The organism is Mesorhizobium sp. B3-2-1, assembly GCF_006439515.1.
In the GTDB taxonomy this organism is placed as follows: Bacteria; Pseudomonadota; Alphaproteobacteria; order Rhizobiales; family Rhizobiaceae; genus Mesorhizobium.
The window spans coordinates 152,903-167,304 of the sequence record NZ_VFTI01000001.1 but is presented as its reverse complement, the minus strand read 5'-3'; the positions used below and the strand labels follow the sequence as shown (position 1 = coordinate 167,304).

Sequence of the window (14,402 nt, the reverse complement as noted above, 5' to 3'; positions counted from 1 at the left end):
ACCATCTTCTTTGCGCACGGACGCCATCTCCCCTTAGCTTCCGGGCAGTAATGCGCCGCCATATGTCGGGTAATTATCCTGTCGGAATCTCATCAAATACCAGCAGCGAACGCGTCAGCGTTTCCCTTGCCGAGTCGAGGTGCGCGCGACAGGCGATCTCGATCCGCGCTGCATTGCGGCTTTCCAGCGCATCGATAAAAACGATGTGTTCGACGATGGCTGCCTGATTGCGCTGCTTTTCGTCCTGCTTGTTCCACTGATAGTGATAGTGAAAAATGAACGTGATGATGTCGTAGAAGTCATCGATGAACCGGTTCGGCGATGCCTCGTTGATGAGCCGGTGAAAACGATTGTCCAGCCTGGAGAAGTCGTGAAAGCGGCTTTCCATGTGCTCGAGCAGTTCAATGTGCGATAACTTGAGCGCGGCGAGTTTCGCCCACAGCGGAGAACTGTCGGGCTGCTGTGAAAACAGGCGCGCCGACCGCACCTCGAACATCACTCTGATTTCAAACAGCTCGAGTGCGAAGTCTTCCGTGAAACCTTTGAAAAGCCACCCGGAATTCGGCCGCTTCTCGATCAGGCCGAAGCGGCTGAAACGGATCAGGAATTCCCTGATGCCGTTGGTTGCGACGCCAAATTGCCGGGCGAGGTCAAGCTCGTTGATGCTGGTCCCGGGCCTGGTGTCGCCACGCAGCATCCACTCCATGAATTGCTGTTCGACATGCGTCGCGCGGGGCGTGGTTTCCGCGTCCGGGTAGCAGTCATCATCGTTGGCCGGTCGCCCAACTGCCCGAATGCCGTTCTCTTCGCTGACCATGGCTCGGTGGACAAGTTCTTCCAGCACCTTGCGTATCGTCGTGCGGCTGACGCCTACCCGCCGCCGCAGCTCGTTCTCGGATGGAAGCTGACCGGCCAACTGCCCGTCGCGCATCATGTGGGCCACGCGATTGAACGCCTTCTTGTAAACGGTGTCGGTTTTCATCGGGGCCTCCAGAGAAAGTCTTGTCCTTTCTAGCATGACCTTTATCCATAAAAAACAACTTGACCCGATACTCCAAGATGTTTTTTATCGATAACAAGAAGATCGAAATTGACACGACTTGGTGGCGCGCGGCTCGCAAGAGTTCGCGCGGGGAGGAAAGTTTTGCCTGAGGTGGGAAACAGCAGCGCCACTGCTGACGAAGGCACGGCTCAAGCGTCGAGGAAAGCGGAGGCGGCGCCGGGTCTGGCGCTTGGCTTGATGTTGCTCAGCGCCGGCCCGGCTGTGATCCTGCTGCTGCTGATTGTCATCCTCGGCTTCCTGTCGCCCTATTTTCTGACCGGCCGCAACCTCAGCAATATCCTTGCCCAGACCGCTGTCATTTCGGTCGTCGCGATGGGCCAGCATCTGGTCATCCTGACGCGTGGCATCGACCTCTCGGTTGGATCGAACCTTGCGCTGGCCTCCGTTCTTGGAGCGTTGAGTTTTCATGCCGGTGCTACCGCGGTCGTCGTGATCGCGGTAATGGTTGGAAGCGGCGCGGCGGTGGGCGCGATAAATGGACTGGTCTACGTCTTCGGCCGGCTGCCACACCCCTTCATCATCACGCTTGCAACGCTGAGCATCGCCAAGGGCCTGGCCCTCGAACTGGCCGACGGGCGTGCGATCCCTGGAATGCCGGATGCGATCGACATGCTCGGCCGCGAGGCGATCTGGGGCTTGCCGGGTTCGGTCTTCGTCGTGGTCGGTGTCGCCGCGGTCTTGTTTGTCATGGCCAAGACGATGGTGTGGGGGCGCTGGATCTATGCCGTCGGCGGCAGACCGGATGCCGCGTTGCGCATGGGCATTCCGGTGTCTTGGGTTCTGGTCTCGGCCTATGTGATTTCGGGTCTCTGCGCCGGTATCGGCGCTGTCATCCTTGCCGGCCGCACCGACGCCGGTTCGCCGCTGTTCGGCAATTTGCTCGAGCTTGACACGATCGCCGCGGTGATCATCGGCGGCGCCAGTTTTCTCGGCGGTCGCGGCCACCTTGGCCATGCCCTGATCGGTGCCATCATGATCGGCGTCATCCGCAACGCGCTCAACCTGCTCAACGTCAATATCTTCTTCCAGCTCATCGTCATAGGCGTGGTCATCGTCATCGCGGTCGAGGCCGATGTGCTGCGCAACTACCTGGAAGGGCGCGTGCGTGTCATGCAGGCCGGGAGGCAGCCATGACCGCGCCCGCGGCCGAAGCCCGCAGTCCCGGCACTTCAGACCATCCTGTGCTCGCCGTAAGCGGTGCAACCAAGCGCTTCGGCTCTGTCATGGCGCTCGACGATGTCAGCATCGAGGTGCGGCGAGGCGAAATTCTGGGGCTACTCGGTGACAATGGCGCCGGGAAATCGACGCTGACCAAATGCATCAGTGGCGTCCATCAGCTCGACGCCGGCGCGATCGTGCTGGACGGGTTGCCCGCGCAGATACGCTCGCCGGCCGACGCGCGCTTTGCCGGCATCGAGACCGTCTATCAGGACCTGGCGCTGTTCGACAATCTGACGCCGGGGCAGAACTTCTTCGCAGGCCGCGAACTCGCCGTTCCGCAATGGCTGCCGCGCGGCCTGCGTTTCCTGCAGCAGCGCAGGATGGACGCCGAAACCCGGATCCTGCTGGAAAGGCTGAAGGTCACGCTGCCCCGGTTGGACGCGGTCGTCGCCATGATGTCGGGTGGACAAAGACAGGCCATCGCCGTGGCGAGGTCCACGGTCTTCGCCCGCAAGGTCGTCATCCTCGACGAGCCGACGGCAGCCCTTGGACTGCGTGAATCGCGTCAGGTTCTCAATCTGGTGGCGACGCTTCGCGACCAGGGCAACGCCGTCATTCTGATCACCCACAATATGGAGCACGTCATCGAGCTCGCCGACCGTGCGGTGGTCCTGCGCCAGGGCCGCAAGGTCGGCGAACTGGTGCCAACCAAGGACAACAAGCAGGAGTTGGTTTCCATGATCGTGGGGGCCTGAACGCATTCGAGATTTTGCGGACCGCCTCGGTCCGCAAATGCCTGAAGCGTCTTCCGCCGGAAGGCGTCTCAATTCCAAGGGAGGAACGGAATGCTGATGCACAGAAGACTATTGGGAGGACTTGCGATCGCCATCGCATTCGCAATGCCTGCTTCGGCCGCCGACAAGATCAAGGTCGGCCTGATCACGAAATTCCCGGTGCCATTCTATTCGACGATGGAGGATGCGGCCAAAAAATACGCCGCCGCCCATCCTGAAATCGAGCTGGTCACCGGCCAGGGCCAGGCGGCCACGGACATCGAGGGCCAGATCGCGCTGATCGAGTCCATGATCACGCAAGGCGTCAAGGGCTTGGCAATCACGCCGGTCGATCCAACAGTTGCCCCGGCGCTCGACAAGGCCGTCGCCGCCGGCATCAAGGTGGTGCTCGTGGATAACAGCATTCCGAACTGGAAAGGCCAGACGGCGCTGGTTTCGACGAACAATCTCAATGGTGGCAAGATCGCCGGAGAATATCTGAAAACCGTTCTCAAGAGCGGCGACAAGATCGGTATCCTGCAAGGCGTACCGGGCGTTCCGGCGCTGGATGATCGCGTCACCGGCATGATGGAAGGGCTCGGCGACGTCAAGGTCGACGTGGTCGGCAAGGGCGCCACCAACTGCACGCTTGAACTCGGCACCTCGGTTGCGGAAGACATCCTGACAGCCAATCCCGATCTCAAGGCGATCTATTCTGCCTGCGGTCCGCCCATCCCCGGTGCCGTCAAGTCGATCAGCAATGCCGGCATCGCCAAACACAAGCTCATCCTGGTTGGCTTCGATGCCTGCTGCGGTGAAATCGAAGCGATAAAGTCTGGCGCGGAAGACGCCAGCGTTGCGCAATTCCCGGCAAAGATGGGTGAACTTGGCATCGACACCGTCGTCAAGGCCATTCGCGGTGAAGCCGTCGAAGCCAATGTCGATACCGGCGCCGGGCTCGTCACTCTGCAGAACGTCAAGGACTTCGAATAGCTCCCAGACCCTGGCCCGGCGGTGGCTACCCGCCGTCGGGTCCTCTTTTCTCAGAACATGGATGTCGAATGAAAGCGGTGGTGTGCCGTAGACCGGGTGAACTGGTCCTCGAAAGCCGTCCTGACCCGGGCATGCCCTCCGCCGGCTGGGTGCTGGTGGGCATAAGCCATATCGGCATATGCGGCACCGACTACCACATCTTCGAGGGCAAGCATCCCTACCTCGCATACCCCCGGATCATGGGCCACGAACTCTCGGGGACGGTATTGATGGTCGGTGAGGGAGCCAATATCGAGCTTGGCGAGAAGGTCGTCATCAATCCATATCTGCACTGCGGCAAATGTATAGCCTGCCGGCAGGGCAAGCAGAATTGCTGCGTCTCAATAGAGGTGCTGGGCGTGCATCGCGATGGCGGCATGTGCGATCAACTGCTGGTGCCGGCGGCGAACCTCTATCCGGTAGTCGGCCTTTCGCTTGCCGATGCGGCGGCTGTCGAATTCCTCGCCATCGGCGCGCATGCGGTAAGACGGTCGATGCTTTCGGTCGGAACGCGCACGCTGGTCATAGGCGCTGGCCCCATTGGCCTCGGCACAGCCTTGTTTGCACGGCTTGCCGGACAGACGGTCACGATCATGGACACGAGCCGCGAGCGGCTGGACTTTGCGGAGGATCAATTGGGTTTCCCCGTCATCGACGGTGCTGCGGCGTCGCCCGGCGATCTGGTGAGGGGCCGCACGGACGGCGATTGCTTCGACCTGGTCTTTGATGCAACCGGCAGCAAGGTTTCCATTGAGGCCGCGTTCACCTACGTGGCGCATGGCGGCACCATGGTAATGGTAAGCGTCATCAAGGATGACATTACCTTTTCCGACCCGGAATTCCACAAACGCGAAATGACACTGATCGGCAGCCGCAACGCCCTGACCACGGATTTCGACCGCGTCATGGCGGCGATCCGCATCGGTGCTATTCCGCTGGCCAAGCTGGTGACGCATCGCACGACGCTGGAGGACAGCCCCCGCTACATCGCCCAATGGGCAAATGAGAAATCGGGGCTTATAAAAGCTGTCATCGCAAACCAGTAGACTCGGCGGTCTGCGGCTGCCGCAGCGCGTTTTTGCCCTGGCATCGAGACGGCAGTAGATTTGATCACCTCAGGGTGAAAGCGGACCGGCGCATCTCGCAATAGGCCGGTCGCTAATGCACGTCGCCCGGAAGTGTCCTCGGTTCCGGGATAACGACATGCATAAAATCAGAAGCTTACAGCAGGTCGGGCGAATCCTGTTCGCCACGACATGCTGTAGCTATCAGCTATGCCGGATTTCAGTCCCGAGCACCTTGAGGCATTCGCGAATGAAGGCGGCTAGAGCGGTCCAGCCCTTTGCGGAAACCATGGTGCCATCGACATAGGCCTCCGTCGGCGAGAGGTCGACATAGGTTCCGCCTGCCAACGTCACTTCCGGTTCGCAAGCGGCGAGCGCGCCTACCTTCTTGCCGCGCACGACGCCGTCCACGGCAATCAGAATCTGGACCCCATGGCAGATGGTGAAAATCGGCTTCCGGGTGTCGTGGAAGTGGCGCACCATGGCTTGCACCCGTTTGTCGGTGCGGATGTATTCCGGGCCGCGGCCGCCAGCGCAGTATACGGCGTGGTATTGATCGAGCTGCTTTTCCGCCTCGGCAAACGTCTTGTTGATCACCTGAAAATGGCCGAGCTTTTCGGTGTATGTCTGGTCGCCCTCGAAGTCGTGCAGGGAGGTCTTGATGAGGTCTCCGGCCTTCTTGTCCGGGCATACTACATGGACGGTGTGACCGACGGCTTCCATCGCCTGCTGGTAGACGAAGATCTCGTATTCCTCGGTGAACTCGCCGGTGAGCATCAATATTTTTTTGCCTGACATAGTCGGTTCCTCTGTCGTGTGAAAGGGGCGGGGCGAGTCATGCTGCGCCCCGCATTGGCTTTGTCGGTCCTCAGGATGGAGAGTCGGGGAAGTAGTGTTCCTCGGCGTTGTCGTTGGTGTTCAGCGGCGCGGACATCGGTTTCGCCTCAATCGAAGGCCGGCAGCAGGCGATCGCGCGAGTGCTCGATGTGGGCGCGCATTGCTTTGGCGGCGGCATCGGGATCGGCCGCGCCGAACGCGGCCAGGATCGCCTCATGTTCGTCCAGCGCCTCCTCGGTCACGCGGGAGTGGTACATCAGGCGGAATATGTGGAAGTGGGTGTGTTGATAACCCAGCGTCTCGCGAATGAGCTCGTTTTCGGCATATTCCATGATCTTGTCGTGGAAGATCGCGTCCTGCCTGGCGAAATTTGAATAGCGCAGGCGCTCGTCCTTGCCCTCGCGGCGCGACATCACGCCTGCTGCCTCCAGCAGTGTGCCGAGCTTGGCCTCGTCCATCGCGGCAGCGGCCTTCGCCGCGCCGTGCGGTTCGAGCAGGAGACGCATCTCGTACAATTCGTCGAAACGGCGCCGGGTGATCTGCGGTGCGGCGCGGTATCCGATCAGATGCGTCTTCAGAACCAGGCCTTCGCCTTCGAGACGCCCGAGCGCCTCGCGGATCGGCGTATGGGAAACGTCGAACTCCTTGACCAGATTGTCGACGGTGATGCGTGAACCGGGTGCGATCTTCAGCGACATCAACTGCGCGAAGATGGCTTCGTAGACGTCCTCGGCCAGGCTGCTCGCGCGCTGGATGCGACCCGCTCCCGTGGGTGCTTCACCATTATTGCTCAAAATGACGGGTTGCATTCTTTCGCCTCTCGACAGGGGGAGACTGCTAACACGAGGGTTTGACCGATGCAATACGATATCCTATACGATTTTATCGGCACCCCTCAGTTCAGGATCTTCGGTGCGGATTTTGCAATGTGAGTTTCTCCGACACCCCTCGAGGATGCAGCCTGTCATGAGCCTTCTCACAGCCCTCCGGCTCCCGCGCGAAATTCTGTTCGGAAAGGGCCAACGCCAGGCACTGCCGGTCGTGGCCGGTCGCTACGGCCGACGCGCCCTGGTCTGCACCGACGAGCGTTTCGCCGGCACGGCCGTGTTCGCCGAAGTCATGGCATCCTTGCAGGCAGCGTCGATCGAAGTGCTGGTTCACGACGGTGTCCTCCCGGACGTGCCGCGCGACTCCGTGGCGGTCTGCGTCGAGGAAGCGCGGGGCTTTGGGCCCGATATGGTGATCGGGATCGGCGGCGGCAGCTGTCTCGATTTCGCCAAATGCGCCGCCTTGCTGATCAGCCATGGCGGCGAGCTCCAGGACTACTACGGCGAGTTCAAGGTTCCGGGGCCGATGCTGCCGCTCATCGCCGTGCCGACCACTGCGGGCACAGGATCCGAGGTGACACCCGTCGCGGTGATATCGGATCCGGATCGGACGCTCAAAGTCGGGATATCGAGCCCTCATCTCATTGCCGCCGTTGCCATATGCGACCCCGAACTGACAATGACCTGTCCGCCGGGCCTGACCGCGATCGCTGGCGCCGACGCGCTCACGCATGCGATCGAGGCCTTCACGGCCATGTGCCGGGACGGGGACTTCAGCCTGCCGCAGCGCCACGTCTTCATCGGCAAGACGCCGCTGACCGACCATTTCGCGCTGCTGGCCGTCAAACTGCTCGGCCGCAGCCTGGAGAAGGCGTGCACTGACGGCGGCGACGCAGAGGCGCGCGCCGACGTGATGATGGGAGCGCTGGCGGCGGGTTGCGCCTTCGGCACCGCCGGCACGGCGGCGGCGCACGCGGTGCAATACCCGGCCGGCGCGCTCACACATACGCCGCATGGGCTGGGGGTGGCGACAATGATGCCTTATGTCATGAGCTACAACAGCCGTGTGGCCGCGGCGGAGATCGCCGAGATAGGGATTGCTCTTGGCCTTGAGCCGCACGGTCGAAGCGCGGACGAACTGGCGGGCGCGACCATCGAGGAGATCAGGCGTTTGTTTGCGGCGATCGGTATCACTCCGACGCTGGCCGGTCTGGGGCTTCCGCCCGACAAGCTCGACTGGACCGCCGAGCAGGCGCTCGGCATCGATCGCCTGATCAAGAACAACCCGCGCCCATTCGACCTCGCCGCCATGCGCCGCCTTGTCCAGGCGGCCTATGACGGCGATCTCAACGCCTGCGCCATGTGAACGTCAGGAACAAGACGATGAACCTTCCCTACAATGCCTCCCAACTCGATCAGGATCTCTACGAGGTGCGGGGCTTTCCGCACCGGCTCTACATTGGCGGACAATGGCTGCCGTCTTCCGACGGCGGGCTCGTCAAGGTCACCGATCCATCCTCCGGCGCGGTGATCGCGGCAGTTCCCGATGCGACCCTGGAGGACGCCGCCGCCGCTGTCGAGGCAGCGGCCAAGGCCGCCAAGGGGTGGCGCGAGACCGCTCCACGCAAGCGCTCGGAGATTCTGAGGCGCTGTTTCGAGCTGATGGTCGAGCGGTCGGAGACGCTTGCCATGCTGATCTCGCTGGAGAACGGCAAGGCCCTGCGCGACGCGCGCGGCGAGATAGCTTACGCAGCCGAATTCTTCCGCTGGAACGCCGAGGAAGCTGTTCGCATCACCGGCGAGTTCGGCACCGCTCCGTCCGGAACCAACCGGATCGTGGTCGACTATCAGCCGATCGGCATCTGCGTCCTCATCACGCCGTGGAATTTCCCTGCCGCGATGGCGACACGCAAGATCGCACCGGCCCTCGCGGCAGGCTGCACGGTCATTCTGAAACCGGCCAGCGAGACGCCGCTGACCGCCTATGCACTCGCCGCGCTCTATAGCGAAGCCGGCGTACCGGACGGCGTCGTGAACGTGCTGACGACGTCGACACCCGGCCCTCTGACGTCGGCCATGCTGGCCGATCCCCGCGTCAGGAAGCTCTCCTTCACCGGCTCGACCGGGGTCGGCCGGGCCTTGCTCGCCGAGGCCGCCAAACATGTGATTTCCTGTTCCATGGAGCTTGGCGGCAACGCGCCCTTCATCGTTTTCGACGATGCCGATCTCGATGCGGCCCTCGACGGCGCCATGATCGCCAAAATGCGCAATGCCGGCGAAGCCTGTACTGCTGCCAACCGCATCTACGTCCAGTCCGGCATCCACGATGCGTTCGCCGACGGCCTTGCGCGGCGCATGGCTGCGCTCAAGATCGGCGCGGGGACCAAGGCAGAAACGGAATGTGGACCCATGATCACCAAAAAGGCGGTCGACAAGATCGACCGGCTGGTCAAGGACGCGGTCAGCCGCGGTGCCAAGGTGCTGTGCGGCGGCTCGGCGCTCGAAGGAGATGGCTTTTTCTATCCTCCGACGGTCCTGTCCGAAGTCTCGCCGGAGGCCGATATGGCACATGAGGAGATTTTTGGCCCGGTGGCGCCCATCACCCGCTTCGAGAGCGAGGCGCAAGCCATCCTCCACGCCAACGACACTGAATACGGCCTCGCCGCCTATCTCTACACCCGCGACGTGGCGCGCGGCATGCGGGTGGCCTCGGAAATCGAGGCCGGCATGATCGGCCTCAACCGCGGCCTGATGTCGGATCCCGCCGCGCCTTTCGGCGGAGTCAAGCAGAGTGGCCTCGGGCGGGAAGGGGGTCAGCATCACGGCATCGCCGAGTTCATGGAGGCCAAATACATCGCTGTAACTTTCTGAGCGGACATCATGTCGAAGGATCCTTTTCGCACGCGCGACCACGTTGCCGATTTCGATGACATCGTGGCCGATATCGTCGCCCGCAGCGCCGCAACGCGGGCAGCGCTGCCCATGCTGGCGGACATCGCCTATGGTCCGGACGGGGCCGAACGCCTCGACCTGTTCTTTCCGGAGGGGCCGCGTAAGGGCCTCCCGGTGCACATCTTCATCCATGGCGGCTACTGGCGCATGTTCACCAGAAGCGATTATTCCTACATTGCCGAAACGGTGACGAGTGCAGGAGCAATCGCGGTCGTGATCGACTATGCGCTGATGCCTGCCGTCAGGATGGCGACAATCGTCGACCAGGTCCGGCGCGCGAGGCAGTGGGTGCTGGATAATATCGCCAAACATGGCGGCGATGCCGGTCGGCTAAGCGTCAGTGGCCATTCCGCCGGGGCGCACCTGGCGACCTTCTTGTTCAACGGGGGTTCGGCACATCCCCCGTCGACGGCACTCCTGCTCGGCGGGCTCTACGATTTGCAGCCCCTTCAGCATTCTTTCCTGGAGCCTTTGATAGGCCTGACCGACACGGAAGTTGAGGCATTTTCGCCGATGAGCAAATCCCATTCGTCCCGGACAAAAGTCACGGTGTTGGTCGGCGAGCGGGAGACGGACCCTTTTCACCAGCAGGCCAGGCTGTTTGCCGACCGCCTGACGGGGCAGGGCCTAAGTGTGTCGAAAGGCGTGCTCCAGGCGCGCAACCACATGGACAGCGTACGTGATTTGGGGCTGCGCGGGACAGCCGCGGGCGACTGGCTTCGCCACGTCATCGTGGCCGGATAAATTCGACCCGCGTCGGGTCACGCTGCCGCTGCCCGCCTGAAAGTTCACGCGGTTTGCGCTTGAACAGGTGGGTTATGTCGGGCACTCGCGCCCCTTGTGGCACGTTTTGTGCCCGAAGAGATGCTGCCCGGCACGCAATATGACAGCGACGAAGACCTTACCCGCAAGGCCGGCAATATCGATACGGCGATCTTCCATCCCGTCGAGCAGACCATAGGTCAGGACAGCTAACCGGCGTTGTCCACTATCCAGTCGGCAAGGCTCCGCGCAAAGCTTCGCGGCACAATCATGTCGCAGCCGGTCTCGGTGGTGCGCAATACCAGCACCGGCACGTGATGAAAGGCCGTTTGGAACGCGCGGCCTGACGCTGAGGCTGGCGAGCGCCAGTCGACGGCTATGCATTTGGAGAGAGCTTCCAGGACGCGCGCCCCGCTCAACCTGAAGCGTACGCGTCCCTCGTCGAGAGCAACCGAACAGCCCAATCCGGGATCGACTGTCAGGGGGGATGGTTTTGCACCTGCCTCTTTCAGCAGCCAGAGACGGCGGGGAGAGATCCGGACGGTGAGGGTGTCGGCATTGCGGGCCGTTTCGCCGACCGAGATGGGTAGGGCGGTACCCAGCATCTGTGAAACGGTCATTTCGAACCGGGTCAGCATCTCGTCCCAACTCTCGATCTGAACGATCGGGCAATCAGCCATCGACAGGTTGAAATCTTTCAATGCCAAAACCTCAACCATGCAGCCGTTCCCCCTTCGGATCGAGAAAGACGGGCGAGACGATGCGCGCGCGAACGGTTTCGGCCTTCATCGGATAGGCGGCGAGGACTTCGCGTCCCTCTACCGCTGCGTCGCCCGCAAGCAGCGCCAGGCCGACATAGCGGCCAAGTTCCGGACTGAAGGTCACCGAAGTTATCCGGCCGCGCCCATGCCCCGCAATGGTGTCGTCGGGCATGAACAATATCGCGCCGCCGCGCAGGCGCTTGCCGTCCTCGATGCATTCCAGCCCGACAAGGCGCTGGCGGTCAGGCGCCCCAAACGCCGTGCGGCGACGCAGGACGTCGCCGACGAATCCCGCACGTTTGCCGACCATACGGCCGAGGCCGAGGTCGTCGAGCGTGGTGCGGCCATCGATCTCTGGACCGGCGACGTGGCCCTTCTCAACGCGCAGCGCGCCAAGCGCCTCGACCCCATAGGGTTTGAGGCCGAACGGCGCGCCGGCTTCCAGCAGGCGGCTCCAGATCTGTTCGCCGTTGCTGGCGCCGACATAGATTTCGTAGGCGCGTTCGCCGGAATAGCTGAGGCGGATGATGCGCAACGCCGGTCCCTCGAACTCCGCTTCGATGAAACACATATGTGGCAGCGCGTCGTTCGAAATGTCGAGCTTCGGAAAGGCAGCGGCGAGGATATCGTGGCTCCTCGGTCCGGCGACCGACATCGCCGCCCATTCATCGCTGACGGAGGTGACTGCGACCCGCAGGTCCGGCCAGGCGGTATCGAGCAGGAATTCCAGCCGCGACAGGACATCGGCCGCCTTGGCGGTCGAGGTGGTCATGAAGAAGCGATTTTCTTCCAACCGCGTAGTCGTGCCGTCATCGAAGACGATGCCGTCGTCGCGCAGCATGACCCCGTAGCGGGCGCGGCCGACCGGCAGCTTGGCGAAGCCGTTGGCGTAGACCCGGTCGAGGAAAATGGCCGCGTCCGGCCCTTGCACGTCGATCTTGCCGAGGGTGGAGATGTCCATCAGCCCTGCGGCTTCGCGCACGATGCGCATCTCGGCGACATAGGCTTCGTTCACGTCGCGACCGGCGCTGCGGTAGAAATACGGACGCATCCACAGCCCGACTTCGAGCATCTCGGCATCGTTGGCTAGGTGCCAGTCATGCATCGGCGTACGGCGAAACGGCTTGAAATGGTGGCCGACGGCGCGACCGGCGAGAGCGCCGATAGCAACAGGCGCATAGGGCGGACGGAAGGTCGTGGTCCCGGTTTGCGGGATGGTCGCCTGGCGCAACACCGCCATGGCCGAAAGCGCGGCAAAATTGCTGGTCTTGCCCTGGTCTGTGCCCATGCCGAGCGTGGTGTAGCGCTTCAGGTGCTCGACCGATTCATAGCCCTCGCGATACGCCAGTTCGATGTCCTTGGCGGTCACATCCATCTGGAAATCGACGAAGGCCTTTCCACGTCCCGAAAAGGGGATCGCGCGGAACGCGTTGGCAACGGTTTCCCTGAGATCGAGCCTCACCGGGGCCGCTGGCGCCGCCGATTTTCCGCAGAAGGCTGCCGCTTCGATGCCGGCGCGGTGGCCGCCATCGATGGCATCGAAGGTCGAGAAGCGGCCCATTATCGAGCCGGCGCCAAAATGCCCTGCCGGAAAGCTGCCGGGGATGAAGCAGTCCATGTCGTCGCGATAAGCGGGTTTGACGCCGAGATGCGCGGTGAGGTGCACAGTCGGAGACCAGCCGCCTGACACGCAGACGATGTCGCAGGCTACTTCCGAATTGCCGCCTGGCCCGGCGAGCTTTGCTGCCTTCACTGCATGGCCGCCACGCAGATCGACGATTGGTGTTCCGGATCGGATCGCTATGTTCAAACGCTTGGCTTCAGCGGCCAGAGCAGCGGGCGGGTCGCCGCGCTGGTCCGCGACCGTCACGTCCGCACCGGCGGCGGCAAGATCGAAGGCGGCGCGATAGGCGCCGTCATTGGTGGTAGCGACCAGGATCCGTCTCCCCGGCAGAACGGCGAAGCGGTTGAGGTAGGTCCGGGCGGCCGATGCCAGCATGACACCGGGCCGGTCATTGTTGGCGAACACCAGCGGGCGCTCGATGGCACCGGCCGCAAAGACGATGGAGCGCGCGCGAAGCATGGTGAACACCTGCCGCGCAGCGCCTTCCGCGACCGGATCATCGTTTCGTTCGATCAACCCCAGGGTGTTGCCGTCATAGGTGCCGAACGCCATCGTCTTGCGCAGCACGGTGACGTTGGGCAGTCCTGCCAGTTCGGTCTCGATCGCCTTCAGCCAGGCTGCCGCCTCGTCTTCGGAACGCTCCGACAGAAGCTGACCGCCGAGCAAGAAGTCCTGCTCGACCAACGCAATGTTTGCGCCGGCCATTGCCGCGGCGCGCGCCGCCGAGAGGCCGGCAGGGCCGCCGCCGACGATCGCCACATCGGCAAATAGGTGACGCACCTCGTAACGGTCCGGGTCCGGCTCGATGCCGGCTCGGCCCAGTCCTGCCGCCCGGCGGATGAAATGCTCATAGAACATCCAGGCGCGCCGCGTCGGCCCCATGAAGGTCTTGTAATAGAAGCCGGCGGAGAGGAACGGCGCGAACAGCCCGTTGATGCTCTGCAGGTCGAAGCCGAGCGAGGGCCAGCGGTTCTGGCTTTCAGCAGCCATGCCTTCCGCCAGTTTGAGCGTGGTGGCCGGCAGGTTCGGTTCGCGTCGTCCACCAGCACCCAGCGTGACCAGCGCATTCGGTTCTTCGGGTCCGGCCGAGAAGATACCGCGCGGCCGGTGATATTTGAAACTGCGTCCTGTGAGTGTGACGCCGTTGGCCAGCAGCGCCGATGCCAATGTGTCGCCTCGGTAGCCGTTCAGCGTGCGGCCGTCGAAGCTGAAGTCGATCGGCTGCGTGCGATCGATGCGCCCGCCGGCCGGCAAACGTTTCCGGTTCTCGTTCATGCGGGCATTTTCCTGGCGAAGCCGACCGATGCGATGGCGTGATTTCTGGTGTCGCGCTCGACGACCAGCCATTGTCGGCAGCCGGTGACGTGCTGCCAGAATTCGCGATGCAGCCCCGCCGGGTTCTTCCGTACATAGACATGGCGATACCAGGCTTCCGGATCGGGATCGTCATGGGCCGGACGCGCCGCGGAAGCGTCGCCGCCATAGCGGAACTCGTCATGGTCACGCGGGCCACAGCACGGACATTCGATGCGAAGCATTGTTTCGC

General features: G+C 62.7%; 14 protein-coding genes. 8 read left to right on the top strand and 6 right to left on the bottom strand.

Annotated features, from left to right (window positions below; translation table 11 throughout):
- Positions 1-73 precede the first annotated feature (73 nt).
- The gene (locus FJW08_RS00830) at positions 74-982 is read right to left on the bottom strand and encodes a GntR family transcriptional regulator (protein ID WP_140808144.1); all 909 of its coding nucleotides are present in this window, start codon (positions 980-982) and stop codon (positions 74-76) included.
- Between the two features lie 258 nt (positions 983-1,240).
- Between FJW08_RS00830 and FJW08_RS00825 the strand changes: the two genes are divergently transcribed.
- From FJW08_RS00825 to FJW08_RS00810, 4 genes are all read left to right on the top strand, one after another.
- The gene (locus FJW08_RS00825; RefSeq protein ID WP_140808390.1) at positions 1,241-2,197 is read left to right on the top strand and encodes an ABC transporter permease; all 957 of its coding nucleotides are present in this window, start codon (positions 1,241-1,243) and stop codon (positions 2,195-2,197) included.
- A complete protein-coding gene (locus FJW08_RS00820; RefSeq protein WP_140808141.1) occupies positions 2,194-2,979 on the top strand; it encodes an ATP-binding cassette domain-containing protein in 786 nt (261 codons plus the stop codon). Before FJW08_RS00825 ends, FJW08_RS00820 begins: the two co-directional genes overlap by 4 nt.
- 93 nt (positions 2,980-3,072) lie before the next feature.
- Positions 3,073-3,990, top strand: a complete 918-nt coding sequence (locus tag FJW08_RS00815) for a sugar ABC transporter substrate-binding protein (RefSeq protein ID WP_140808388.1) — start codon at positions 3,073-3,075, stop codon at positions 3,988-3,990.
- A 68-nt stretch (positions 3,991-4,058) separates the two neighbouring features.
- On the top strand, positions 4,059-5,075 hold the full coding sequence (locus FJW08_RS00810; protein WP_140808139.1) for a zinc-binding alcohol dehydrogenase family protein: 1,017 nt from the start codon (positions 4,059-4,061) through the stop codon (positions 5,073-5,075).
- Positions 5,076-5,297: 222 nt separating this feature from the next.
- Here FJW08_RS00810 and FJW08_RS00805 read toward each other — a convergent pair whose 3' ends face one another.
- Together FJW08_RS00805 and FJW08_RS00800 are read right to left on the bottom strand one after the other, a co-directional pair.
- A complete protein-coding gene (locus FJW08_RS00805; protein ID WP_140808137.1) occupies positions 5,298-5,891 on the bottom strand; it encodes a DJ-1/PfpI family protein in 594 nt (197 codons plus the stop codon).
- A gap of 146 nt (positions 5,892-6,037) precedes the next feature.
- Complete coding sequence (locus tag FJW08_RS00800) at positions 6,038-6,739, bottom strand: GntR family transcriptional regulator (RefSeq protein ID WP_140808135.1); 702 nt, start codon at positions 6,737-6,739, stop codon at positions 6,038-6,040.
- Between the two features lie 157 nt (positions 6,740-6,896).
- On the opposite strand from FJW08_RS00800, the gene FJW08_RS00795 reads away from it, so the two are divergent.
- From FJW08_RS00795 to FJW08_RS33220, 4 genes are all read left to right on the top strand, one after another.
- Positions 6,897-8,123 (top strand): iron-containing alcohol dehydrogenase, encoded by a 1,227-nt coding sequence (locus tag FJW08_RS00795; RefSeq protein ID WP_140808133.1) that lies wholly within the window; start codon positions 6,897-6,899, stop codon positions 8,121-8,123.
- A gap of 17 nt (positions 8,124-8,140) precedes the next feature.
- Entirely contained in the window at positions 8,141-9,628 is a 1,488-nt protein-coding gene (locus FJW08_RS00790; RefSeq protein ID WP_140808131.1) for an NAD-dependent succinate-semialdehyde dehydrogenase, read from the top strand.
- A gap of 63 nt (positions 9,629-9,691) precedes the next feature.
- A complete protein-coding gene (locus FJW08_RS00785) occupies positions 9,692-10,453 on the top strand; it encodes an alpha/beta hydrolase (RefSeq protein ID WP_348642640.1) in 762 nt (253 codons plus the stop codon).
- 96 nt (positions 10,454-10,549) lie between these two features.
- Positions 10,550-10,684 (top strand): hypothetical protein, encoded by a 135-nt coding sequence (locus FJW08_RS33220; RefSeq protein WP_281408422.1) that lies wholly within the window; start codon positions 10,550-10,552, stop codon positions 10,682-10,684.
- On the opposite strand, the gene FJW08_RS00780 is transcribed toward FJW08_RS33220, so the two are convergent.
- Genes FJW08_RS00780 through FJW08_RS00770 form a run of 3 tightly spaced genes read right to left on the bottom strand, consistent with a single transcriptional unit; the run spans position 10,681 to position 14,394 of the window.
- On the bottom strand, positions 10,681-11,190 hold the full coding sequence (locus FJW08_RS00780; protein WP_181182801.1) for a sarcosine oxidase subunit gamma family protein: 510 nt from the start codon (positions 11,188-11,190) through the stop codon (positions 10,681-10,683). The two genes, FJW08_RS33220 and FJW08_RS00780, sit on opposite strands and share 4 nt — an antisense overlap.
- Complete coding sequence (locus tag FJW08_RS00775; RefSeq protein WP_140808127.1) at positions 11,183-14,131, bottom strand: sarcosine oxidase subunit alpha family protein; 2,949 nt, start codon at positions 14,129-14,131, stop codon at positions 11,183-11,185. The genes FJW08_RS00780 and FJW08_RS00775 overlap by 8 nt, the downstream gene beginning before the upstream one ends.
- A complete protein-coding gene (locus FJW08_RS00770) occupies positions 14,128-14,394 on the bottom strand; it encodes a sarcosine oxidase subunit delta (RefSeq protein ID WP_140765173.1) in 267 nt (88 codons plus the stop codon). The genes FJW08_RS00775 and FJW08_RS00770 overlap by 4 nt, the downstream gene beginning before the upstream one ends.
- Positions 14,395-14,402: the final 8 nt, after the last annotated feature.

Coding starts and splice junctions, on each gene's coding strand:
- FJW08_RS00830 (WP_140808144.1), bottom strand. CDS start 982: ATGAAAACCGACACCGTTTACAAGAAGGCGTTCAATCGCGTGGCCCAC.
- FJW08_RS00825 (WP_140808390.1), top strand. CDS start 1,241: ATGTTGCTCAGCGCCGGCCCGGCTGTGATCCTGCTGCTGCTGATTGTC.
- FJW08_RS00820 (WP_140808141.1), top strand. CDS start 2,194: ATGACCGCGCCCGCGGCCGAAGCCCGCAGTCCCGGCACTTCAGACCAT.
- FJW08_RS00810 (WP_140808139.1), top strand. CDS start 4,059: ATGAAAGCGGTGGTGTGCCGTAGACCGGGTGAACTGGTCCTCGAAAGC.
- FJW08_RS00805 (WP_140808137.1), bottom strand. CDS start 5,891: ATGTCAGGCAAAAAAATATTGATGCTCACCGGCGAGTTCACCGAGGAA.
- FJW08_RS00800 (WP_140808135.1), bottom strand. CDS start 6,739: ATGCAACCCGTCATTTTGAGCAATAATGGTGAAGCACCCACGGGAGCG.
- FJW08_RS00795 (WP_140808133.1), top strand. CDS start 6,897: ATGAGCCTTCTCACAGCCCTCCGGCTCCCGCGCGAAATTCTGTTCGGA.
- FJW08_RS00790 (WP_140808131.1), top strand. CDS start 8,141: ATGAACCTTCCCTACAATGCCTCCCAACTCGATCAGGATCTCTACGAG.
- FJW08_RS00780 (WP_181182801.1), bottom strand. CDS start 11,190: ATGGTTGAGGTTTTGGCATTGAAAGATTTCAACCTGTCGATGGCTGAT.
- FJW08_RS00775 (WP_140808127.1), bottom strand. CDS start 14,131: ATGAACGAGAACCGGAAACGTTTGCCGGCCGGCGGGCGCATCGATCGC.
- FJW08_RS00770 (WP_140765173.1), bottom strand. CDS start 14,394: ATGCTTCGCATCGAATGTCCGTGCTGTGGCCCGCGTGACCATGACGAG.